The organism is Streptomyces sp. NPDC046900, assembly GCF_040644975.1.
Lineage (GTDB): Bacteria > Actinomycetota > Actinomycetes > Streptomycetales > Streptomycetaceae > Streptomyces.
This window is the reverse complement of sequence record NZ_JBEYXD010000043.1, coordinates 19,147-40,629: the sequence shown is the minus strand read 5'-3', so window position 1 is coordinate 40,629 and position 21,483 is coordinate 19,147. Positions and strand designations below refer to the sequence as shown.

Annotated in this window: 20 protein-coding genes; 9 read left to right on the top strand and 11 right to left on the bottom strand. The window is 71.8% G+C overall.

Features of this window, described 5'->3' with window-relative positions:
• The first annotated feature begins 51 nt into the window (after window positions 1-51).
• From ABZ904_RS31680 to ABZ904_RS31665, 4 genes are read left to right on the top strand one after another with little or no spacing between them, the layout of a single operon-like run.
• Window positions 52-771, top strand: coding sequence for a response regulator transcription factor (locus ABZ904_RS31680; RefSeq protein ID WP_359395431.1), 720 nt, complete (start codon window positions 52-54; stop codon window positions 769-771).
• Window positions 768-2,231: a HAMP domain-containing sensor histidine kinase gene (locus ABZ904_RS31675; protein WP_361827081.1), complete on the top strand. Its 1,464-nt coding sequence runs from the start codon at window positions 768-770 to the stop codon at window positions 2,229-2,231. Before ABZ904_RS31680 ends, ABZ904_RS31675 begins: the two co-directional genes overlap by 4 nt.
• Window positions 2,232-2,283: 52 nt before the next feature.
• Window positions 2,284-2,685, top strand: coding sequence for a hypothetical protein (locus tag ABZ904_RS31670; RefSeq protein ID WP_359395427.1), 402 nt, complete (start codon window positions 2,284-2,286; stop codon window positions 2,683-2,685).
• Window positions 2,685-2,912 carry a hypothetical protein gene (locus ABZ904_RS31665; protein WP_361827078.1) on the top strand — a complete coding sequence of 76 codons (228 nt, stop codon included), beginning with the start codon at window positions 2,685-2,687 and terminating at the stop codon, window positions 2,910-2,912. The genes ABZ904_RS31670 and ABZ904_RS31665 overlap by 1 nt, the downstream gene beginning before the upstream one ends.
• Before the next feature lie 18 nt (window positions 2,913-2,930).
• Here the strand turns inward: ABZ904_RS31665 and ABZ904_RS31660 are convergent, their stop codons facing one another.
• Complete coding sequence (locus tag ABZ904_RS31660; protein WP_359395423.1) at window positions 2,931-3,503, bottom strand: cob(I)yrinic acid a,c-diamide adenosyltransferase; 573 nt, start codon at window positions 3,501-3,503, stop codon at window positions 2,931-2,933.
• Window positions 3,504-4,022: 519 nt separating this feature from the next.
• On the opposite strand from ABZ904_RS31660, the gene ABZ904_RS31655 reads away from it, so the two are divergent.
• From ABZ904_RS31655 to ABZ904_RS31645, 3 genes are all read left to right on the top strand, one after another.
• The gene (locus ABZ904_RS31655) at window positions 4,023-4,871 is read left to right on the top strand and encodes a 3-hydroxyacyl-CoA dehydrogenase family protein (RefSeq protein ID WP_359395421.1); all 849 of its coding nucleotides are present in this window, start codon (window positions 4,023-4,025) and stop codon (window positions 4,869-4,871) included.
• 144 nt (window positions 4,872-5,015) lie between these two features.
• Window positions 5,016-5,339 carry an STAS domain-containing protein gene (locus ABZ904_RS31650; RefSeq protein ID WP_359395419.1) on the top strand — a complete coding sequence of 108 codons (324 nt, stop codon included), beginning with the start codon at window positions 5,016-5,018 and terminating at the stop codon, window positions 5,337-5,339.
• A 251-nt stretch (window positions 5,340-5,590) separates the two neighbouring features.
• Window positions 5,591-8,164, top strand: a complete 2,574-nt coding sequence (locus ABZ904_RS31645; protein ID WP_361827073.1) for an ATP-binding protein — start codon at window positions 5,591-5,593, stop codon at window positions 8,162-8,164.
• On the opposite strand, the gene ABZ904_RS31640 is transcribed toward ABZ904_RS31645, so the two are convergent.
• Both ABZ904_RS31640 and nucS read right to left on the bottom strand, forming a co-directional pair.
• Entirely contained in the window at window positions 8,094-8,378 is a 285-nt protein-coding gene (locus ABZ904_RS31640; protein ID WP_361827070.1) for a hypothetical protein, read from the bottom strand. The two genes, ABZ904_RS31645 and ABZ904_RS31640, sit on opposite strands and share 71 nt — an antisense overlap.
• A 118-nt stretch (window positions 8,379-8,496) precedes the next feature.
• The gene (nucS, locus tag ABZ904_RS31635) at window positions 8,497-9,168 is read right to left on the bottom strand and encodes an endonuclease NucS (protein WP_360995058.1); all 672 of its coding nucleotides are present in this window, start codon (window positions 9,166-9,168) and stop codon (window positions 8,497-8,499) included.
• A gap of 510 nt (window positions 9,169-9,678) precedes the next feature.
• On the opposite strand from nucS, the gene ABZ904_RS31630 reads away from it, so the two are divergent.
• Complete coding sequence (locus ABZ904_RS31630; RefSeq protein ID WP_359395410.1) at window positions 9,679-10,071, top strand: SCO5389 family protein; 393 nt, start codon at window positions 9,679-9,681, stop codon at window positions 10,069-10,071.
• Window positions 10,072-10,163: 92 nt separating this feature from the next.
• Here the strand turns inward: ABZ904_RS31630 and ABZ904_RS31625 are convergent, their stop codons facing one another.
• Window positions 10,164-11,192, bottom strand: a complete 1,029-nt coding sequence (locus tag ABZ904_RS31625) for an LLM class flavin-dependent oxidoreductase (protein ID WP_360995061.1) — start codon at window positions 11,190-11,192, stop codon at window positions 10,164-10,166.
• A gap of 222 nt (window positions 11,193-11,414) precedes the next feature.
• Here ABZ904_RS31625 and ABZ904_RS31620 point away from each other — a divergent pair, with 222 nt between their 5' ends.
• Window positions 11,415-11,744 (top strand): ATP/GTP-binding protein, encoded by a 330-nt coding sequence (locus ABZ904_RS31620; RefSeq protein WP_359395405.1) that lies wholly within the window; start codon window positions 11,415-11,417, stop codon window positions 11,742-11,744.
• A gap of 6 nt (window positions 11,745-11,750) precedes the next feature.
• Here ABZ904_RS31620 and ABZ904_RS31615 read toward each other — a convergent pair whose 3' ends face one another.
• The 7 genes from ABZ904_RS31615 to mce all read right to left on the bottom strand — a co-directional run bounded on the left by ABZ904_RS31615 (window position 11,751) and on the right by mce (window position 21,379).
• Window positions 11,751-12,620, bottom strand: a complete 870-nt coding sequence (locus ABZ904_RS31615) for an ABC transporter permease (protein WP_359395403.1) — start codon at window positions 12,618-12,620, stop codon at window positions 11,751-11,753.
• Window positions 12,617-13,828 (bottom strand): ABC transporter ATP-binding protein, encoded by a 1,212-nt coding sequence (locus ABZ904_RS31610; protein ID WP_359395400.1) that lies wholly within the window; start codon window positions 13,826-13,828, stop codon window positions 12,617-12,619. The genes ABZ904_RS31615 and ABZ904_RS31610 overlap by 4 nt, the downstream gene beginning before the upstream one ends.
• Before the next feature lie 171 nt (window positions 13,829-13,999).
• On the bottom strand, window positions 14,000-14,770 hold the full coding sequence (locus ABZ904_RS31605) for an ABC transporter permease (protein WP_359395398.1): 771 nt from the start codon (window positions 14,768-14,770) through the stop codon (window positions 14,000-14,002).
• Between the two features lie 3 nt (window positions 14,771-14,773).
• A complete protein-coding gene (locus ABZ904_RS31600; protein ID WP_359395396.1) occupies window positions 14,774-15,751 on the bottom strand; it encodes an ATP-binding cassette domain-containing protein in 978 nt (325 codons plus the stop codon).
• An 84-nt stretch (window positions 15,752-15,835) separates the two neighbouring features.
• Window positions 15,836-16,771, bottom strand: a complete 936-nt coding sequence (locus ABZ904_RS31595) for a cellulose-binding protein (protein WP_359395394.1) — start codon at window positions 16,769-16,771, stop codon at window positions 15,836-15,838.
• 184 nt (window positions 16,772-16,955) lie between these two features.
• The gene (scy, locus tag ABZ904_RS31590) at window positions 16,956-20,705 is read right to left on the bottom strand and encodes a polarized growth protein Scy (RefSeq protein ID WP_360995072.1); all 3,750 of its coding nucleotides are present in this window, start codon (window positions 20,703-20,705) and stop codon (window positions 16,956-16,958) included.
• Window positions 20,706-20,938: 233 nt separating this feature from the next.
• Window positions 20,939-21,379 (bottom strand): methylmalonyl-CoA epimerase, encoded by a 441-nt coding sequence (gene mce / locus ABZ904_RS31585; RefSeq protein ID WP_359395390.1) that lies wholly within the window; start codon window positions 21,377-21,379, stop codon window positions 20,939-20,941.
• Window positions 21,380-21,483 lie beyond the last annotated feature (104 nt).

The window sequence follows — 21,483 nt, the reverse complement described above, 5'->3', positions numbered from 1 at the left end:
CACCCTCGCCCGGCTGTCACGCGTCCACCGGAGGGACGTACGCTGCCCGGCGTGACAGTGGACCCTGGAGGGCGGACGAGCGGCACCACGCGCCCCGGCGCGGTGCTCGTCGTGGATGACGACGCGGCCATCCGGCGCTCCCTGGAGCGGGGGCTGCGGCTCAGCGGCTTCGCCGTCCGCACCGCGGACAGCGGGCCCGCGGCACTGAGCGTGATCCGGGACGCCCCGCCCGACGTGCTCGTCCTCGATGTGTCGATGCCCGGCATGAGCGGCATCGAGGTATGCGCACGGCTCCGGGACGAGGGACAGGACCTGCCCGTCCTCATGCTGTCCGCACTCGACGAGACCGCCGACCGCATAGCCGGGCTCCAGGCGGGCGGCGACGACTACCTGGTCAAACCGTTCGCGCTGCAGGAACTGGTGCTGCGGCTGCGCGCCCTGCTGCGCCGCAGGCCGCCCGACGACCGGCAGGAGCTGCGGGTGGCGGACCTGGTGATCGACCCGGCGGCCCGCACGGTCCACCGCGCCGGCCGGCGCCTGGAGCTGACTCGGCGCGAGTTCGAACTCCTCGAGGTGCTGGCCCGCAACGCCGGGCTCGTCCTCACCCGCGACCAGCTCCTGGACCGGGTCTGGGGCTACGACTTCGACGTGCGCACCGACGCCGTCGACACCTTCGTCAGCTATCTGCGGCGCAAGCTGGAAGCGGGCGGCGCCCGGCGGCTCGTCCACACCGTGCGCGGCGTGGGCTTCGTGCTGCGGGACGAGCCGTGAGACTGTCGACACGCATCGGGCTCGCGGTGGGCTGCACCGTCCCGCTTCTCGTGCTGGCCTCCGGCTGGCTGCTGCTCAACCTGGTCGCCCGCGATCTGCACAGCGCCGAGGACGACCATCTGCGGGAGCGGGCCGCCGCCGTCGCCCCGGACGCCCGGGCCCTGCTGCGTGCCGCCGCGGCCGGCCGGCCCAAAGCGGCCGACACCCGGGAGCGCGCGCTCTACGGCGCGGCGCTCGACGTCGGCATACGCCTCGTCGCACCGGACGCGACCTTCCAGGCCGGCCCGCAGCCCGCCTCCTCGATACGGCTGCCCGCCCACGCCGCCGGGCCGGTCACCGTCCGCGCCGGCGGCACCGGCTGGCGGACGCTGTCCCGGCCCGTCCGCACCGCCCGGGCCTCGGGCACCCTCTGGGTCTTCGCACCGGACACCGCCGACCGCACCCAGCTCCGGCTCGTCCGGCGCCGTGTCCTGGTGACCACCGTGCTGGCGGCCCCCCTGTCGGGCCTGTTGGCCTGGGGCACAGCCGCGGGCGCCGCCGCCCCCCTGCGCCGCCTCACCCGCCGTACCGCCGGACTGGACCCGCGTACCAGCCCCGTCCGGCCGCCACACGAGCCGACCGGGATCACGGAGGTCGACGAACTGGCCGCCACCGTGCGTACGGTGCTCGCCCGCTACGACGAACAGGCCGCCCGCACCGCCCAGGCCCTGGACACCGCACGTTCCTTCTCGGCGGCGGCCGCGCACGAACTGCGCACCCCCATGATGAGCATGGGCACCAACCTCGACATCCTCGCCCAGCACCCCGACCTGCCCGACCCGGACCGGACCGAGGTCCTGGAGGACCTTCGCCACGAGCACGCCCGGCTGCTCGGCCTGCTGGTGATGCTGCGCGAGCTGGGGCGCGGGGATCTGGTGGAGGCGGAGGCGTTCCGCACGGTGGACGTGGCGGAGACCGCGGACGCCGCCGTCGCCGAGGCCCGGCGCCGTGCTCCGGACGCCCGGATCGCCCTGAGCGCACAGCCGGGACTGACCGCGCACTGCTGGGAGCCGGGGCTGCGGCTGCTGTTCGACAACCTGATCGCCAACGCGCTGGCCCACGGGCGGGACGCGGCGGGGCAGGCGGATGTCGCCGTCGGTGTGCGGGGGACCGGCGCCGACGTCGTGATCATGGTGGACGACCGCGGTCCGGGCATCCCGGCCGAGGCACGCGGCCGGATCTTCGAGCGGTACCGGCGGGGGCCGCACAGCACGGGCTCGGGTCTCGGTCTGACCCTGGTCGCCCAGCAGGCGGCCCTGCACCGGGGGAGCGTCACGGTGGCGGACGGCGCGGGCGGTGTCGGCACACGCTTCGAGGTGCGGCTGCCCCGGACCGGTGGGGCCCTGCCCGACCGCCGGGACTGGTTGATCGGGACAGCCAGGTCAAACCAGTCACAAGGTTCCCACAAAGAGGGTTCCTAGCCTCCGGAGGCATCGGACGGACGTCGGGGCCGTCCGGGGAACGGAGGCGAAGATGAACGCACGACGACGACGGCGCACCCTGCTCGCGGGGCTGGCCGCGGCGGCGCTGCTGGCGACCGGGACGGGGGCGGCCGCGGCCGACAGCACCCCGGCGCCCGCGCCGACCGGTGACGGCGCGCACGCGCTGTGCAAGCGGGTGCCGAAGCTCGACCGGCGGATCGACCGGGCCCTGAGGCGGTTGGACGCCGGCGTGGGCACGCGCGGCTCGGTGGCGCGGCTGGAGCGGCGTGTGGAGAACGCGAAGAACGCGGGCCACACCGAGATCGCGACGTACCTCCAGGACCGGCTCACCTTCCGCAAGTCCCTGGTGCCGACGCTTCAGCAGCGGCAGAAGGACCTGGCGGGCGTCAAGACCTGGTGCGCCGCGCACGACAACGGCAAGGCGGCGAGCTGATGCGGGCTCGGCGAGCTGTGCGCTGGGCGGCGCCCGCGGTGGTCCTCCTGGTGGGGCTCACCGCGGGCTGCGCGCGGAACGACGGCGCGGCGGCCACGCCCTCCTCGTCCGTGGCCCCCTCGGCGCAACCCTCCGGTATCGCCGACGTGCAGAAGGCGCTGTCCGCCGCCGAGTCCGCGCTCACGCAGGCGGACCGGGACGCCGCGCAGGACGACCGCGACCGCTGACCGGCCGGGGAGCGCGGCTCAGCGCTCCCCGCCCGGCACCCACAGCACGTCACCGGTCTCCTTGTTGGCGTACCGGGCCAGGATGAACAGGAGGTCGGACAGGCGGTTGAGGTAGGTCGCGGTGAGGGGGTTCATGACCTCGCCGTGGACCTCCAGCGCTGCCCAGGTGGAGCGCTCGGCCCGCCGTACGACCGTGCACGCCTGGTGCAGCAGGGCCGCGCCGGGCGTACCGCCGGGCAGGATGAACGAGCGCAGCTTCTCCAGCTCGGCCAGGAAACGGTCGCAGTCCGCCTCCAGCTTGTCGACATAGAACTGCTCGACCCGCAGCGGCGGGAACTCCGGGTTCTCCACCACCGGCGTCGACAGGTCCGCACCCACGTCGAACAAGTCGTTCTGGACGCGGGTGAGGACCTTGACGACCTCCTCGTCGAGACCGCCCAGCGCGATCGCCGTGCCGATCACCGCGTTCGCCTCGTTGGCGTCCGCGTAGGCGGCGATCCGCAGGTCGGTTTTCGGCACCCGGCTCATGTCCCCGAGGTGCGTCGTGCCCTTGTCGCCGGTCCGCGTGTAGATGCGCGTCAGATTGACCATGTGACCAGCGTAGTTACGTCAAGGCCGGGCGGAACACCCGAGTGCCCACCGTCACGGGCCCGGCGCGTCGCAGCGGGGCCCCGTCCGGGTGGGGCGGAGAACGTATTCGGCCGTTCCGGGGCGAGCGCCCTCCAGCATCGGGTCCGGGGGAAGCACCGACGGCATGGACGGCGGGTACGAGCGAGTCCGGCGGCGCCACGCACAGCGGCCTTCCGCCGCGTCTGAGCCTCGGTCAGACGCACCGGATCGCGGCGCTTCACAGCGGTCGCCGGCCGTGCGAACGCCATGGGGCGCAATCCGGGCGAAGCCTCACCGAACGTGCTGTCACTCCTCGGGGACATGCGGCACCTGTTGGGTGAGAAGGGGCCCAACTGCGCCGCCGGGACGCCGGAATGACACGGGCCGGTGTGATGTCCGTCATTTGAGACGTGACGCGCATTACTTACCGGTCACACAGCCCCCCACGAGCGCTATGGTCCGGCCGAGAGGCATTACGAAGCGCGTCAGGGGAGTCGCACAGTGGCACGGAAGCTTGCCGTCATCGGAGCCGGACTGATGGGTTCCGGTATTGCCCAGGTATCCGCTCAGGCCGGCTGGGACGTCGTCCTGCGGGATGTCACCGAGGAGGCGCTGACGCGTGGCACCGACGCCATCAAGGCCTCGTACGACAAGTTCGTGAGCAAGGGGAAGCTGGAGGCCCACGACGCCGACGCGGCGCTCGCCCGTATCACCTCCACCACCGACCTGGACGCCGTCGCCGACGCGGACGTCGTCGTCGAGGCGGTCTTCGAGAAGCTCGAGGTCAAGCACGAGATCTTCCGTGCGCTCGACAAGCTCGTCCGTGAGGACGCGGTGCTCGCGTCCAACACCTCCGCCATCCCGATCACCAAGATCGCGGCAGCGACCGAGCGGCCGGAGCGGGTCGTCGGCGTGCACTTCTTCTCGCCCGTGCCGATGATGCAACTGGTCGAACTCGTCCGGGGGTACAAGACGAGCGACGAGGCCCTCGCCACCGCCCGCGAGTTCGCCGAGTCGGTCGGCAAGACCTGCATCGTCGTCAACCGCGACGTCGCCGGCTTTGTGACGACCCGTCTGATCTCGGCGCTCGTCGTCGAGGCGACCAAGCTGTACGAGTCGGGTGTGGCCACCGCCGAGGACATCGACCTGGCCTGCAAGCTGGGCTTCGGCCACGCCATGGGGCCGCTGGCCACCGCCGACCTCACCGGCGTCGACATCCTGTTGCACGCCACCAGCAACATCTACACCGAGTCGCAGGACGAGAAGTTCGCTCCGCCGGAGCTGATGCGCCGGATGGTTGACGCCGGTGACTTCGGTCGCAAGAGCGGGCAGGGCTTCTACACGTACTGAAACCGCACGCACCCATGGGGGATCACCCCATTGGGTGAATTCGGTATCGGTTCGCTTACAGACGGCAACCAGACTGTCGCCAGGACAGTCACAGGTTGCACAACCACATCGCGGAGTACGACGACGCACTCTCGGGGAGCGGATATGCACATCAGGGGCGACCACGCCGGGCTGGTCGTCGGGGGCCGCCTCGACCTGCGCAGCGCGGCGGACGCCCGTACGGTCCTGCATGCGGCCGTCGACGACGGCGTCGGCGACCTCGTACTCGACCTGTCCGAGCTGGACTCCTGGGACGCCACCGGGCTCGGGGTGATCATGGGAGCCCACCGCCGGGCGGGGCGGTGCGGCCGGCGGCTGGTGCTGCGTGGTGTGCCGACGCAGATGCAGCGCCTGCTGGTGGCCACCCGGCTGCACCGGATCCTGGCCATCGAGGGCGGCATCGGAGTGGAGTCGCTGCCCCGGGTGTGATCGCGGGGCGCGGGGCGCGTCGCGGGAGTGAACGACCGCCAAAGGCGCGTCAGGCGCAATCCTCACGAGACCGTGACGTCTCGGGCGGCGCGGTACCCCGGCTTGCCAAGGACAGTATGCGAAGGTTTAGGGTTCGGCTGCCCGCCGCCCTATGACCCTAGAAGCGGGCACCGGACCAGAAGCGACGCGGCAGTGTGCAGCAAGGCCGGGAGGGGCTCAGGCACGCGACGCTTTTTGGGGGGCTGGGACCTATGGACCCGAACAACACGGGACCCGAGGAGTACGGCCACGACGGCCCCGGCGACCTGCCGCGTCAGCGCGCGCCGCGGGACCCCCTCGCCCAGGACTTCGTACAGCCGACGTCGTCGCCCGCCCGCACCGTCGAGATCGTGTCCGGTGACTACCTGCTCACCGTGAACCCCGTCGACGGCAGCGAGATCGAGCTCTGCCCGCCCGGCGAACGTCCCGCCCCGCCGGTGAAGTACACCGCCGACGAGCGGGCCGAGCGCGCCCCCGCCGCCCGGCCGCCCGTCCCGGCCGGTCCCACACCGCCGCAGATGCCGTTGCTGGAGCGCCAGGAGGAGCGCGAGCAGCTGGTGCGGCTCCTCGCCCGTGGCCGCACCGTCCGGCTCACCGGCCCGGCCGGCTCGGGCCGCAGCGCGCTCCTGGACGTCGTCGCCGAGGACTGCTCCGACCTCGCGCCCGACGGCGTCGTCCGCCTCTCCGGCTACCGCCGCACCGCGAGCGACCTCCTGTACGTCCTCTTCGCCGCCGTTCACAAAGCTCCGCTGTACCGCCCGGAGCGCGAGGAGCTCCTCCGGCACGTCCGCGAGATCGGTGCCGTCGTCGTCCTCGACGACCTGGAGATCGGCGGCAGCGCGCTCGACGAGCTGCTCGACGCCACACCCGAGTGCGCCTTCCTGCTCTCCGCCACGCCCGACGTACCCGCGCCCTCCGCCGACGCGCAGGTCGAAGAGGTCCTCCTCCGCGGGCTCGACCGCGCGGGCGGCCTGGAGCTGCTGGAGAGCGCCGTCGACCGCGACCTCACCGAGGACGAGGTCACCTGGGCAGGCGACCTGTGGTTCGAGTCCGAGGGTCTGCCCCTGCGCTTCGTCCAGGCGGGTGCGCTGCTGCGGCAGCGCGACCGGCGGGCGGCCGACGAGAGCGCCGTCGACGAGTTCGGCGTCTTCGAGAACGCCCCTGTGGAGGCGTCCGTCGACGCCGGGGACGGCCATGAGGTCCCGCTGCCCTCGCTCGCGGAGGCCGCCGCGCCCGCCCCGCTGCTCGCCTCCCGGCTGAGCGTGTCGGCGCGCGAGACCCTCAAGTTCGCGGTCGCGCTCGGCGGCGAGGTGCCCCACCAGACGCATCTGCCGGCCCTGGTCGACGACACCCACGCGGACGCGGCGCTCGCCGAACTCGTCGGCTGCGCGCTGGTCTCCCCGGTCGGCGCCCACTACCGGCTGGCGGCCGGGGTGCTCGCCCAGCTGGAGGCGGCCGGGTACGGGACCGGCGCGGAGGAGTACGCGCTGAAGGCCGCCCAGCACTACGCCTGGTGGGCCGGGCACCCCTCGGTCACGGCGGAACGTGTCTCGGCGGAGGCCGACGCCGTACTGGCCGCGCTGGCCGTTCTGGTGCCGCTCAGCTCCGCCGGGCTCCCGGTCGCCCCCGACGAGGGCGACTCCCCCGAGCAGACGGAGTCCCCGGCGTCCGAGGATCAGGAGAACCTCGCCATACGACTGGCCCGGCAGGCCGCGCCCGCGTTCGCCGGGGGGCTGCACTGGGGCGCCTGGGAGCGAACCCTGCGGTCCGGCGCCGAGGCGTCCCGGCTCTCCGGCGAGGTCGGCGAACAGGCCTACTTCCACCACGAGTTGGGCATCCTCGCGCTCTGCGGCGGACAGCTCGACCGGGCCCGCGCCGAACTGGAGGCCTCCAACGGGCTGCGTGGCGCCCTCGCCGACAAGCGCGGCACGGTCTCCGGGCGGCGCGCCCTCGCCCTGGTCGCCGACCGCTCCGGCACGACGTCGCCCGGCGGGCTCACGGCGGACGAGGAGATGCCGGAGGCGCGGCACGAGGAGCCGGCGACGCCGCCCGGCGGCGTACCCGCCCGCTTCACCCTGTCCGCCCCGGCCGCAGACACGGCCACCCTGATCACACACCGGGCCGCGGCCACGCCCCCGCCCGCGCGCGGGGGCGTGCGCGGCGCGGGGAAGGGCAGTCGGCGCAATCTGGTGGCCGCGAGCGCCGGTGCGGTGCTGGTCGCCGTGCTCGGCACGGTCGTGGGGCTCGGCATGACCTCGAACAACGACACCAACACCCCGTCCGGGAACGTCCGCGTGGATCCCCCGGCGAGCCAGGGCGCGGACGACGACGGTGGCGTCGGTGCGGACCAGCCGAACAGCGACGGCACCGGAGGTGGCAAGGCCGCTTCCCACAGCCCGTCGCCGACGTCGACGGACCCGGGACCCGACGGCACCTATGGCACGTCCGACGACCCCACGCCGCGGAGCACCGGCGGGTACCCGTCGGACGCCCCGACGGGTACGAAGGGCCCGACTCCGTCGAAGTCCCCGTCGAAGTCCCCGACCAAGTCGCCCACGTCGAAGCCGTCGACGCCGGTGACCACGCCGCCCTCGTCGCAGCCGCCTACCTCGGCGCCCGCGCCGACGCCGACCCCCACGACGTCGGAATCCACGAGTCCGAGCACCACCGACTCGGCCGGCGGCCCGGCGTCCTCCAGCGCCCCGGCCACCTCGATCAGCTCGGCAGGCGCACCGTCGGGCAGCACCGGCTCGGGAACGCCGAGCGGTTCGGGCCCGGTGATCTGAAGTCCCCGTCGAAGTCCCCGACCAAGTCGCCCACGTCGACGCCGGTGACCACGCCGCCCTCGTCGCAGCCGCCTACCTCGACGCCCGCGCCGACGCCGACCCCCACGACGTCGGAATCCACGAGTCCGAGCACCACCGACTCGGCCGGCGGTCCGGCGTCCTCCAGCGCCCCGGCCACCTCGTTCAGCTCGGCAGGCGCACCGTCGGGCAGCACCGGCTCGGGAACGCCGAGCGGTTCGGGCCCGGTGATCTGAAGTCCCCGCCGCTGCCCGGCAACACAGAAGGCCGGGTCCGCTCTCCGGACCCGGCCCTCGCCGTCGTGGTGACACCCGTCAGAACAGCCGCAGTTTGTCGTCCTCGATGCCGCGCAGCGCGTCGTAGTCCAGGACCGTGCAGCCGATGCCGCGGTCCGTGGCCAGCACGCGGGCCTGCGGCTTGATCTCCTGTGCCGCGAAGACGCCGCGGACCGGGGCGAGGAGCGGATCGCGGTTCAGGAGTTCCAGGTAGCGCGTGAGCTGTTCCACACCGTCGATCTCGCCCCGCCGCTTGATCTCCACGGCCACGGTCCCGCCGTCGGCGTCCCGGCACAGGATGTCCACCGGGCCGATCGCCGTCATGTACTCACGCCGGATGAGCGTGTAGCCCTCGCCGAGCGTCTCGATGCGGTCCGCGAGCAACTCTTGAAGGTGCGCCTCGACGCCGTCCTTGATCAGGCCCGGGTCCACGCCGAGTTCGTGCGTGGAGTCGTGGAGGACCTCCTCCATCGTGATGATCAGCTTCTCGCCCGTTTTGTTGACGACCGTCCACACGCCGGCCCCGTCGCCCGCGCCCTCCTTCAGCGTGCAGGGCGGCGACATCCAGTTGAGGGGCTTGTAGGCCCGGTCGTCCGCGTGGATCGAGACGCTGCCGTCCGCCTTGACCAGGATCAGACGGGGCGCGGAGGGGAGATGAGCGGTGAGACGGCCCGCGTAGTCGACGGAGCACCGGGCGATGACGAGACGCATGGTCGGCAACGCTACTCGACCCCGCGGCCCGGGCGCGATTCGCCCTCGTCAGCCGAGCCGGCGGCCCCGGTCGTGCCACCGGTTTTCCCCGTGATCAATCGGCCGTTCCCGCGCACCCTCGCCGACCGTCGTTTCTCGGGCGTCCGTGCGCCCACGGCGGCCGTTCTCCGCGTCCCCGCGCGCAGACCGGTCGCCCGTCTTCCAGTGCTTCCCCAAGCCTCTGCGGCCCCTTCCGCGCGGACTCGGCCGGGCGCCCACGCGGGGTCTCCCGGGGCCCTTTCCGGCGGATTTCCGTGTTCCGCGCTTTCACCCGGGATGCCCCCGTTCGTCAATGGCTTGTTGTGTGCCTAATGGGGCGTCGCTGTGTGCGCATTCTCCTGGTGCGGCCCTCCGCCGTTGCTTAACGTAGTAAACGGGAGGTCGCGCAGTGTGTACTGAGAGTGTTCGGCAGTGCGAACTCCCTTCCCTGTCCGTCAACCCCTGTTGTCTTGGGGTGCGAGAGGAGTACCCATGTCGCTCGACGTCTCACCGGCCCTACTCGAACAGGCCGAGCGAGGCGAGGTCAACGAAGCCGATTTCGTCGACTGCGTCCGGACCTCCCTGCCCTATGCGTGGGAGATGATCAGCTCTCTGGTGGCCCAGCTGAAGGTGGACGGCGGAGACTTCGCCGACAACCAGACGCCCCCGCCGGACGAGCAGGCACGTGGACAACTGCTGCGTGCGCTCGCGAGTGACGCGATACGCGGCGCCCTGCAGCGGCACTTCGGAGTGCGCCTGGCCTTCCAGAACTGCCACCGGGTGGCGGTGTTCCCGCTGGACTCCTCGGTGGACGACACACTGGCGCGCTTCACCTCGGTCCGCAGTCAACTGCTCAACCAGTCGCCGGAACTGCGCGACTGCTGAGCCACGCGACGACCACGGCTTGCCGCTCCGTACGCGGGAGGTGCATCAGTACCGGAGCGGCAAGCTCCCCCCGGTGGACGGCACCGGCGGAGTCAGCGGAGGTGGGGGAGTACCTCGGCACCCAGCCTCCGTACGTTCTCCTCCGTCGCCGCGAGGTCTCCGGAGCCTTCGACGAGCAGGGCGAAGCGGCTGACGCCGGTCCGCTCCGCCGTGGCCGCGAGCCGGTCGACGCACAACCGGGGTGTGCCCACCGGATGCAGAGCGCAGAGGAGCTCGGTGTACGCCAGCGGGTCCCGCATCGCGCGGGCCCGGCCGTCGACCGTGACATGCGCGTCGAGGCCTTGTTTCAGCCAGCCCGGCATCGCCTTCGTGAGCGTCTCCACCGCGTCGGTGCGCCGGTCGGCGATCTGGCAGACGCCGGCCGAGACATGACGGGCGCCGGCGATCACATCGCCGTCGACCCCGGCCGCACGTGCGTACTGCCGCCACAGCGCGATCATCTCCGCCTTCTCCTCGTCCCCCACGTGCATGCCGAGAAGCATGGGGAGTCCGCGCTCTGCCGCCAGCCGCACGCTCGCGGACGAGGTGCAGGCGACGACGACCTCGGGCCCCTCGGCGTCGGTGAGCGACTCGGAGGGCCGTGGCACGACCGGGACTTCACGGAAGCTGAATCGTTCCCCCGTGGCTGCGAGGGACGGTTCGCGCAGCCAGCGCATCAGCAGATCGAGTGAATCGGGGAACCCGGTCTCGTAGGCCTCCAGGCCCGCGCCGAAGACCTCCAGATCCACCCAGGGCCCGCCGCGGCCCACCCCGAGCGAGAAGCGCCCGCCCGAGATCAGGTGCAGCAGAGCGGCCTGCTCGCCGAGTGCCACCGGGTGGACGGTGGGCAGGACGCTCACCGCCGTGCCGACCCGGATCCGGCGGGTGCGGCCCAGCAGATGGGAGGCCAGCGTGATCGCCGAGGGGCAGGTCCCGTACGGTACGAAGTGGTGCTCTGCCAGCCACACCGTGTCCAGACCCGCCTCTTCGGCGGCTTCGGCCGACCGCACCGCGCGGTGCAGGGCTTCCCCCTGGCCCTGTCCCGGAAACTGGGCCGCCAGTACAAAACTTCCTACGTGCATCGCTCTTCCTGCTTTCCTGGCTCCGACGCGGAGCTCCCCCACCCGGCATAACTCCCTGACATGTGCCGAAGTCACGGCTTGACGGAGAGATTTGCGGATTGTCTGCAGAACAGGGCCGGAGGTAAGGGTTTCTGCCGAAGTCGGTGACGACCGTGTACCCCTGCGTGCGCCGCGTAGGCTGGAAAAGGCCCGTGCTCCCTGTATAGCCCCGTGAGGTGTTCTGTGTCCCCGCGTCGCAACCGACCGAAGGGCTCCGGCTGGTCCGGCCCGAGCGCGGACGACGACAGGTCGCGCTACGGCGGCTGGCAGTCCACCGAGAGCTGGCAGGGCGAGGAGTGGAGCGTGCGCCATGTCGCGGGCGCCGGCGCGGAGGGCAAGACGTACCGCTGCCCCGGGTGCGACCAGGTGATCCCCTCCGGTGTCCCGCACCTGGTGGCCTGGCCCGCGCACGCGGGCGTGGAAGACCGCCGGCACTGGCACAAGGCCTGCTGGAACGCGAAGGACCGCCGCACCACGCGGGTGCAGCGGTCCCGTAACGCGCCGAAGTACTGAACCGGGCTACACGTCCCGCTTCTCCAGCAGCAGCCAGGCGCCGGCGAACGCGGCGGCGGTCACGCCCAGGATGATCCACAGCGGGTCCCACCCCGAGGGGCCCGATGTGGTCAGGGAGTTGGAGTAGAAGACGCTGAGCTGGTTCGGGATCGAGTACTCCAGCAGCCCCGTGCGCACCTTGGCGAGGGACTCGGCGAACATGAACAGCGCGATGACCAGCGGGGCGAGCAACGCCCCGATCATGATGGTGATGGCGCCCGCCGAGTGCCGCACGATCGAGCCGACGATGAGCGCGAGCAGCCCGAGCAACGCGATGTAGAGCGAGATGCCGACCGTCGCCTTGAACCACTCGCCGCCGGACGGGGTCCTCGCACCGTGGCCGTCCAGCATGGCCACCTGCGCGAAGGCGACGAAGGACGAGGCGACCAGCGACACCGTGAAGGCGACGAGGAAGAAGACGATCGCCTTCGCGGCCAGCACCCGGCTGCGGCTGGGACAGGCGGTCATCGTGGTGCGGATCATGCCGGTGCCGTACTCCGACGCGGTGGTCAGGACTCCGAGCGTGATGATGCACATGCTCCCGAGGAGCAGCCCGAAGAAGCCGAGGCCGAGCGGGTTCTCGCCCCCGAGCTCCGAGGACGAGTCGGCGACCACCGCACCGGCGGCCACGCCGATGCCGATCACCAGCAGGACGAACACTCCGAGCGTCCACATCGTGGAACGCACCGACCTGATCTTCGTCCACTCGGAGGCGATGGCATGCCCGAGGTGGGTCCGTACCACCGGGATCGGCGAGGTGTACGTGGGGTACGCGGAACCGGGCGCCGCCTGCCAGGCGGGCGCGGCCTGCGGCATCGGGTGCTGGGGCGTGCTCATCGGGCGTCCTCGGACTTGGTCAGGTCGGGTGCGGGGGAGGGGACGGGCTGAGCGGGCGGCTGCTGGGCCGCCGGCTGCGCGTACGGGTTCGGGCCCGTGCCGGAGACGGTAGGCACGGCAGGAGCGCCGTACGGGCCCGCGGGCTGCTGCCCCGGCAGCGCGAAGGGCTGCCCACCGTGCTGGGGCGGCGGCGGGGCGTACCAGCCCGGCTGGCCCTGACCCGGCACCGGGATCGCGACCGGCGGCTGCATACCCGGCGGCAGCGGCTGCATCAGCCCCGCCTTCTGGTCGATGGTGGAGCGGTAGTCGACCGCGCCCTGCGTCATCCGCATGTACGCCTCCTCGAGCGAGGCCTGGTGCGGCGACAGCTCCCACAGGCGCACATCGGCGTCGTGCGCGATGTCGCTGATGCGGGGCAGCGGCAGCCCGGTGATGCGCAGCGCGCCGTCCTGCTCGGGCAGCACATGGCCGCCCGCCTCGGTGAGCGCGGAGATGAGCTTCTCCCGCTGCTGGGTCTCGGTGTCGGGGGTGCGGACGCGCGCGAAGTCCGCCGAGTTGGCGGAGATGAAGTCCTTCACACTCATGTCGGCCAGCAGCTGACCGCGTCCGATCACGATCAAGTGATCGGCGGTGAGCGCCATCTCGCTCATGAGGTGGGAGGAGACGAAGACCGTGCGGCCCTCCGCCGCGAGGGACTTCATCAGATTGCGCACCCAGAGGATGCCCTCGGGGTCGAGACCGTTGACCGGTTCGTCGAACAGCAGCACCTGGGGGTCGCCGAGGAGGGCAGCGGCGATGCCGAGCCGCTGGCCCATACCGAGCGAGAACCCCTTGGACCGCTTCTTCGCCACCTCCTGGAGGCCCACCACACCGAGCACCTCGTCGACGCGGCGGGCCGGGATGCCGGAGAGCTGGGCGAGGCACAGCAGGTGGCTGCGGGCGGACCGGCCGCCGTGCACGGCCTTGGCGTCGAGCAGTGCGCCGACCTGGCGGGGGGCGTTGGGCAGCTTGCGGTACGGGTAGCCGCCGATCGTCACCTGCCCCGAGGTGGGGTTGTCAAGGCCGAGGATCATCCGCATGGTCGTCGACTTGCCCGAGCCGTTGGGCCCGAGAAAGCCGGTGACGGTACCCGGCCTCACCTGGAAGGAAAGGTTGTACACGGCCGTCTTGTCGCCGTAGCGCTTCGTCAGGCCGACTGCCTCGATCATGCTCCGCACCCATCGAAAGGTTCAGGACGTCGGGGCCGACACTGCCCCCGTAAGGCTTAGGAGGATATCCGGCCGCTGACGGTTCCACTCAAGAGAAAGCAAAGGCCCGCAGGTCACCGGCGCGACAGCGGTCACCCGGGCGGGCCGTAGGGGCCGCCTGACCAGCGGGGTTCAGGCGTCCCGCCGCTTCACCAGGACGTATCCGCCGATCAGGGCCGCGATCACCCACAGCACCATGATGCCCAGGCCGCCCCATGGACCGTACGGGGTGTCGTCCCCGGCCGGTGCCACGACCTGCATGATCCTGCTCCCGGCCTGGTCGGGGAGGAAGCGGCCGATCTTCTTGGTGGCAGAGACGTTCCCCAGGATGTTGGAGATCAGGAAGAAGAACGGCATCAGGACGCCGAGAGACAGCATCGGCGAGCGCAGCATCGCGGCGACCCCCATGGAGAACACCGCGATGAGCGTCATGTAGAGCCCGCCGCCGACGACCGCGCGCAGCACACCGGGGTCGCCGAGGTACGCCCGGTGCGGGCCCAGCATCGCCTGGCCGAGGAAGAAGGCGACGAAGCTGGTGACCATGCCCACCGCGAGGGCGAGCGCGGTGGCGACCGTGATCTTCCCGAACATAAGGGACCCGCGCCGGGGGACCGCGGCGAGCGAGGTGCGGATCATGCCGGTGCTGTACTCGTTCGACACGACGAGCACCCCGAACACGATCATCGCCAACTGCCCGAGGCTCATCCCGGCGAAGCTGATGAAGGTCGGGTCGAGCGTGACCCGCTCCCGCGTGCTCATGCCGTCGAACTCCCGCCTGGTCAGGGCGGAGATCAGCATGCCGAGCGCGACGGTGACCACGAGCGCGACGGAGAGCGTCCAGACCGTGGACGCCACCGACCGGATCTTGGTCCACTCCGACCTGATGACCTGGGTCGCCGCCATGGCTCAGGCTCCCTTCTTCCAGTCGGCACCCCACTCGAGGCGCCGGGCGGGACGGGCCCAGGCGTCGCCGGGGACGTCGGTGTGCGCGTGGTACTCCACCGACTGCGCGGTCAGCCGCATGAACGCCTCCTCGAGCGAGGCCTGTTGCGTACTGAGCTCGTGCAGCACGATCTGGTGCCGGGCGGCCAGTTCACCGATCAGTTCGGCCTTGCCCCCGTCCACCTCCAGCGCCCCGCTGCCGGACTCGACGACCGTGATGCCCGCCTCGTGCAGCACGTCGAGCAGCCGCTCGCGCTGAGGGGAGCGGATGCGCGCGTACGACCGGGAGTTGCGCGCGATGAAGTCGGCCATCGAGGTGTCGGCCAGCAGCCGGCCCTGGCCGATGACCACGAGATGCTCGGCGGTGAGCGCCATCTCACTCATCAGATGGCTGGAGACGAACACGATACGGCCCTGCGCCGCGAGGGATTTCATCAGCGTGCGGATCCAGTGGATGCCCTCGGGGTCCAGTCCGTTGACCGGTTCGTCGAACATCAGGATGCGCGGATCGCCGAGGAGCGCGCCCGCGATACCGAGACGCTGGCCCATACCGAGCGAGAAGCCCTTGGCCTTCTTCCGCGCGACAGGGGTCAGACCGACCGTGTCGAGGACCTCGTGGACGCGGGAGGCCGGGATGCCGTTGCTCTGCGCGAGGCACAACAGGTGGTTGAAGGCGCTGCGGCCGCCGTGCACGGACTTGGCGTCGAGCAGGGCGCCGATGTGCTTCAGGGGGTCCTTGAGCTGGTCGTAGCGCTTGCCGTCGATACGGACGCTGCCGGCGGTGGGGTGGTCGAGTCCGAGGACCATGCGCATCGTGGTGGACTTCCCGGCGCCGTTCGGACCGAGGAAGCCCGTGACGACACCCGGTCTCACGGTGAAGGTGAGGTCGTTGACCGCCAGCTTCTCGTCGTACCGCTTGGTCAGCCCCTCCAGCTCGATCATGCGGCCACGTTAGATGCGCGCGAAGCCCTCCGCCACCGCAGTGACAGAGGGCTTCGCGGATGTTCGGATGCCGTATGCCCCGTGTTATCGGGACTGCTGCGCGGGGACCCCGCGGGAGATCGGCTCGTCCTCGGCCGGCGAGCCCGCGGCGGCGACAGCGGCGCCGGTGAGCGTCGCGAGCATCTCGCGGACGTTCGTCAGCTGGGCGTTGATGGAGTCGCGACGGTTCGTCAGCGCGGCCAGCTCGCGCTCGGATTCCGAGCGGATGCGGTCGGCCTTGGCGTTCGCGTCGGCCACGATGTCCTCGGCCTGGCGCTGGGCCGTCTCCACCGTCTGGCGGGCGCGGCGCTCGGCGTCCGTGCGCAGCTTCTCGGCCTCGAGGCGGAGCTGCTCGGCGCGGTGCTCGATCTCGGCGAGGCGCTTCTCGGCCTTCGCCTGACGCGAGGCCAGGTCGCGCTCGGACTGCTCGCGCCGCTTGGCGAGGTTCGTCTCGAAGTCGGCGGCGGCCTGCGCGGCCTTGGCGCGGGTCTCCTCGAAGAGGGCGTCCGCCTCCTCCCGCTTGGACTGCGCGTCCTTCTGCGCGTCGGCACGCAGCTGGGAGGCGTCGCTCTTGGCCTTCTCGACGATCCGGACGCCCTCGTCCTCGGCCTTGGCCTTGCGCTCGGAAGCGAACGACTCGGCGTCGTTGCGCACCTGCTGGGCGGCCGACTCGGCGAGCTCGCGGTGCTGCTCGGCGGCGTGGCGGGCCTCCTCGCGCAGGTCCTTGGCCTCTTCCTCGGCGAGGCGGAGGATCTTCTCGACGCGCGCGCCGAGACCCGCGTACGACGGCTCCGCGTCGTTTACCTGTGCCTGGGCGTTCTGCGTCTCGAGGTGGAGCTCCTCGATGCGCTTTTCCAGGGCGGTGATGCGGGTGAGAGCGCTGTCACGGTCGGAGACGAGCTTGGAGATTCGTTCGTCCACCTGAGCGCGGTCGTACCCACGCCGCACAAGCTCGAAGCCGTAGGGGGAAGTGTCGCTCATGGGGTTCCTGTCGAATGAGACCGGTGAGGTGATAGAGGGAATCCTAGGGCTCGAAGCGGCGTGTCATCGAGCGGATGGGTGTTTGGTCTGGAGAATGACACTCCTTTTGGGTGGCTGACCGCCAGGGACCTTGCCAGGACCTGTCTGGAACGCCCGTGGCGCAAGCACAGAATCGGCCTTTCGGCTATCCCTCCGACGCCTTGCCACCCGAACGTGGAGCACCCACGGTGGCGCCCGCCTTGACGCCGCCGTCCTTGCCTCCCGACGGGGCCTCGAAGGACTCCAACGCCTCCAGGACGTCCTGGACACGGGAGATCTCCGCGTTGATGTCCTCGCGACGGCGCACCAGGATCCCCAGCTCGCGCTTGCCTTCCTCGACGGCCTCCCGGGCCTCGCGGATCGCCTCGGCCTTGATCTTCTCCGCCTCGGCGACCAGCGTGGCCTTCTTCTGCTCGGCCTCCTTGAGCAGCCCCTCGGCCTTCTTGACCGCGGCGATACGGACCTTGCCCGCCTCGGAGTTGGCCTCCGAGACGGTGTCCTTCGCCTGCGTCTTGGCCTTCGCCAGCTGCTCCTCGGCGGCCCTGATGAGCGCGTCGCACCGCTCGCCCGCCGACTTCATCGCCTCGGCCGACTCGCGCCGCGCCCGCTCGTGCAGCTCCTCGACCTCCGCCGTGATGCGCTCGCGCAGCTCCTCCGTCCGCTCCCGGATCGCGGTCGCGTCCTGGCGCGCGCCGACGAGCAGCTCGTCCGCGTCCGCCCGGGACCGCTCCACCAGCGAGTTGCCCTCCACCGTCGCTTCCGAGACCAGGCGTTCGGCCTCCGCGCGGGCAGCGCCCACCATGGTGTCGGCCTGCGACTCGGCGTCCGCGGTCGTCTTGTGCGCGCTCTGCTGAGCCTCCGCGAGGAGCTTGTCGGCCTCGGCGGCGGTCTCGGTGATGAGCGTGTCGACCTGCTCGGCCGCTTCGGAGCGCCGCTTGTTGGCGTCCTTGCGGGCCTCGTCCAGAGTGTGCTCGGCCTCCTTGCGGGCGGCCGCGGTCACCCGCTCGGCTTCCGCCCGTGCCTCGGCCCTGATCCGCTCCGCCTCGGCGCGCATCCGCTCGGCGTGCTGCCGCGCGGTCCCGATCGTCTCGGCGGCCTCGGCGCGCAGCCGCTCCGCCTCCGACCCCGCCTCGGTGATGAGGGTGTCCACCTGCGCGGCCGCGTCCGACCGGATCCGGTTGGCGTCCTCGCGGGCCTCCGCGCGGGTGCGCGCCGCGTCCTGCTCGGCGGTGGCGATGGAGTCCGAAGCCTCGGTCCGCACGCGCTGGGCGTGCGCGGCGGCGTCCGAACGGAGCTGCTCGGCCTCGGCGATCGCCTCCGAAACCGTCCGCTCGGCGAGGGTCTTGGCGGCCTCCGACTCCTCGGCGGCCTCCCGCCGGATACGCCCCGCGTCGTCGCCGGCGCGCTCGCGCTCGGCGTAGGCGTCGGCGCGGACCCGGTCCGCCTCCTCCTCCGCCTCGGCGCGGGTGCGCTCCGCCGCGTGCTCGGCGGCCGAGCGCAGGCCGGTGATCTCCTCGTGCGCCTGCTCGTGCAGCCCGATGACGGAGTCCCGTACCTGCTGAGCGTGCTGCTCGGCGGCCGAGACCATCTCGGTGGCCCGCCGGTCGGCCTCCTCCACCAGCCGTACGGCCTCGGTCTGGGCCTCCTCGACCCGGGCCCGCGCCACGGCGAGCAGTTCCTCGCTCTGCTCGCGGGCCCGCTCGCGCTCCTGGTCGGCGTCCTGACGCGCGGAGCCGAGGAACTCCTCGGCCTCGCGACGGCGCCGCGATGCCTCCTCCTGCGCGGCGGCGAGCGTCTCGGTGGCCTCGGTGCCCAGTCGCTCGGCGGCGGCCTGGGCCTCGGACCGCACCCGGTCTGCGGTGTCCTGCGCCTCTGTCCTGAGCCGCTCGGCCTCCGTCGCCGCCTCCGTACGCAGACGCACGGCGACGGCCTCGCCCTCCGCCCGGGAGGCGGAGGCGTCGGCAGCGGCCTCGTTGCGCAGCCGGTCCGCCTCGGCGTCGGCCTGCGCCTGGAGCGTACGGATGCGCTCGGCGGCCTCGGAACGCAGCCGCTCGGTCTCCTCGGCGGCCTCGCGGCGGATCCGCTCGGCCTCCGCCCGGGCGTCGGTGAGCGCCTGCTCGGCGGAGACCAGCCGCTGCTCGGTCTCGGTCTGGAGGCGGGTCAGGTCCTCGGCGGCGTCCGCCCGGCGTGCCTCGACCGCCCGCTCGGTCTCCTCGCGCAGGTCGCGCGCGGCCCGCTCGGCCTCTTCCTTGATCGCGTCCGCGAGCTCGACGGCCTCGGCGCGCTGCGTCTCGGCCTCGTTGCGGGTGCGCTCGAGGGTTTCCTCGGCCTGGCGGCGCAGCATCGAGGCCCGCTCGATGGCCTCGGTGCGCACCTTCTCGCTGTCGGTGGCGGCGCTCTGACGCAGGTCGTCCGCGTCGGCCTTCGCCTTGGCGAGCAGTTCTTCGGCGGTCTTGGCCGCCTCCTCGATCTGCTGGACGGCCTCGCGGCGGGCCTCGGAGCGGATCTTCTCGCCCTCGGCGACCGCCTCGGCGCGCAGCTGCTCCGCCTCGCCGCGCAGCCGGCGCGCCTCCTCCTGCAGCTCGACCGTCTTGGCGCGGTACTCCTTGGTGTCGTCCTTCGCCGCGCCCTTGAGCTGCTCGGAGATGTCGTGCGCCTCGGCACGCAGCCGGTCCGCCTCGGCCTCTGCCTCTCTGCGGATCCGCTCGGCCTCCTCGGCGGCGGCCTTGGTGGTCGCCTTGGCGTCGTCCGACGCCTTGTTGAGGACGTCCTCGGCCGTACGGGCCGTCTTGGCGAGCTGGGAGGCGGTCTCCTCGGCCGTGACACTGCGGGCCTTGTCCGAGGCCTCCGCGAGGATCTTCTCGGCCTCGGCCTTGGCGTCCGCGACCACCTGCTCGGCCTCGGCCTTGGTGGCCTCCGCGTCCGTGGTGGCCTCGCTGACCAGCCGGGCGACCTGCTCCTTGGCCGTGCGGGTGCGCTGCTCGTTGGTCGACTCGGCGCTGGCGAGAGCCTTGGCGGCGGCGTCCTTCGCCTCGGCGACGACCTTGTCGGCCTCGGCGCGCGCCTCGCGCAGCGCCGCCTCCGCCTCCGCCATCCGCTGCTCGGCGGCGCGGCTCAGCTCGGCGGAATGCCGGCGGGCCGTGTCCGACTCGTTCGCGGAGGAGGCGCGCAGCTGCTCGGCGTGGTCGGTGGCCTCCTGGGCCTGGGTGGACGCGGCGTTCAGCAGCCGCTCGGCGTCCGTGCGGGCCCGGCGCAGGATCTGGTCGGCCTCGGCGCGGGCGGCCTCCGCGTCGCTCTGCAGCCGGTGCCGGGCCTCCGCGGTGACCCGCTCGGCCTCGGCGCGGGCGCCGGCGAGCGCCTGCTCGGCCTCGGCGCGCGATTCCTCGACCAGCCGGCGGGCCTGGGACTCGGAACGGGCGCGCAGCTGCTCGGCCCACGCCACGTTCTCGTTGACGTGCGACTCGACGTTCTGCCGGCGCTCGGCCAGCTCCTGGTCGAGCTGCTGGCGGCGGGCGACAGCCTCGGCGTGCAGCTCGGCCTGGAGGCGGGCGGCCTGCTCGGCGTGCTCCTGGAGGATGCGCTGCGTCTGCGCGCGGGCCTGGCTCAGCTCGCGCTCGGCGTCCGCCCGCAGCTGGTCCGCCTGCATCTGGGCAGTGCGGAGCATCTGCTCGGCCTGGTAGCCGATGTCGGCCCCGTCATAGGCGGGACGGGTCATGAGGGTGCGGCGCGCCTCGTGCAGCTTGGCGCGCAGCACCTCGACCTGGTAGCCGAGGTCCTCGGCGTGCTGGATCGCCTTTTCCCGCTCGGTCTTCAGCCGCTCCATCTCGGCCTCGAACCGAGAGAGGTGGTCGACGTCAGCCGCCGGCTCTCGCTCCTGGCGTTCGTAGCCCCGCACTGCGCGGTCCCATCCGTCCCCTGGTCGCAAGCTTCTCCGATCGAGCTCCGTCCATCCGCCGAACGGGGCCCCCGGGGAATGGTGTCAGATCAACGGCGGAGCATGGGCTGTTGCCCCGTCGCTCGTCCCCCGAAACCCGGACCCCGGACTCGTGTCCCACCGCCCAGGCGGGACCCGGTCGCCCTGGTGGAGCGGCGACCGCCCCCAACCCTACCGGCCCATATGTACGGGAGTCAGTGCTCAGCTGACTCAACAGCCGCGGAAGTGACCAGTTCTGTCAGCACACCGTGGCAGTCCTTGGGGTGCAGGAAGGTGATCCGCGACCCCATGGAACCGCGCCGTGGCTGCTCATACAGCACGCGTACGCCCTTGCCCTTGATGTCGGCGGCGTCCGTGTCGACATCCGCCGTTCCGAAGGCAATGTGATGTACGCCCTCGCCGTTCTTCGCCAGCCACTTCGCGACGGTGGAGTCCTCGCGGATGGGTTCGAGCAGCTGGAGGTAGGAGGCGCCGCCGTCGTCGGTGTTGTTGATCTTCAACATGGCCTCACGTACACCCTGTTCCTCATTCACCTCGGTGTGGAACACGGAGAAGCCGTAGGTCGAGGTGTAGAACTCGACGGTCTTCTCGAGGTCGAAACAGGCGATCCCGATGTGGTCGATTCGCGTCAGCATGTTGTTAGTGCAGCGCTCCCGGAGTGGTTACGCAACGTGCGCGCGATCACACTGACGGCGTGATGACGGGGCGGACTACCGCTCAGTACATTCGAAGTAAACCC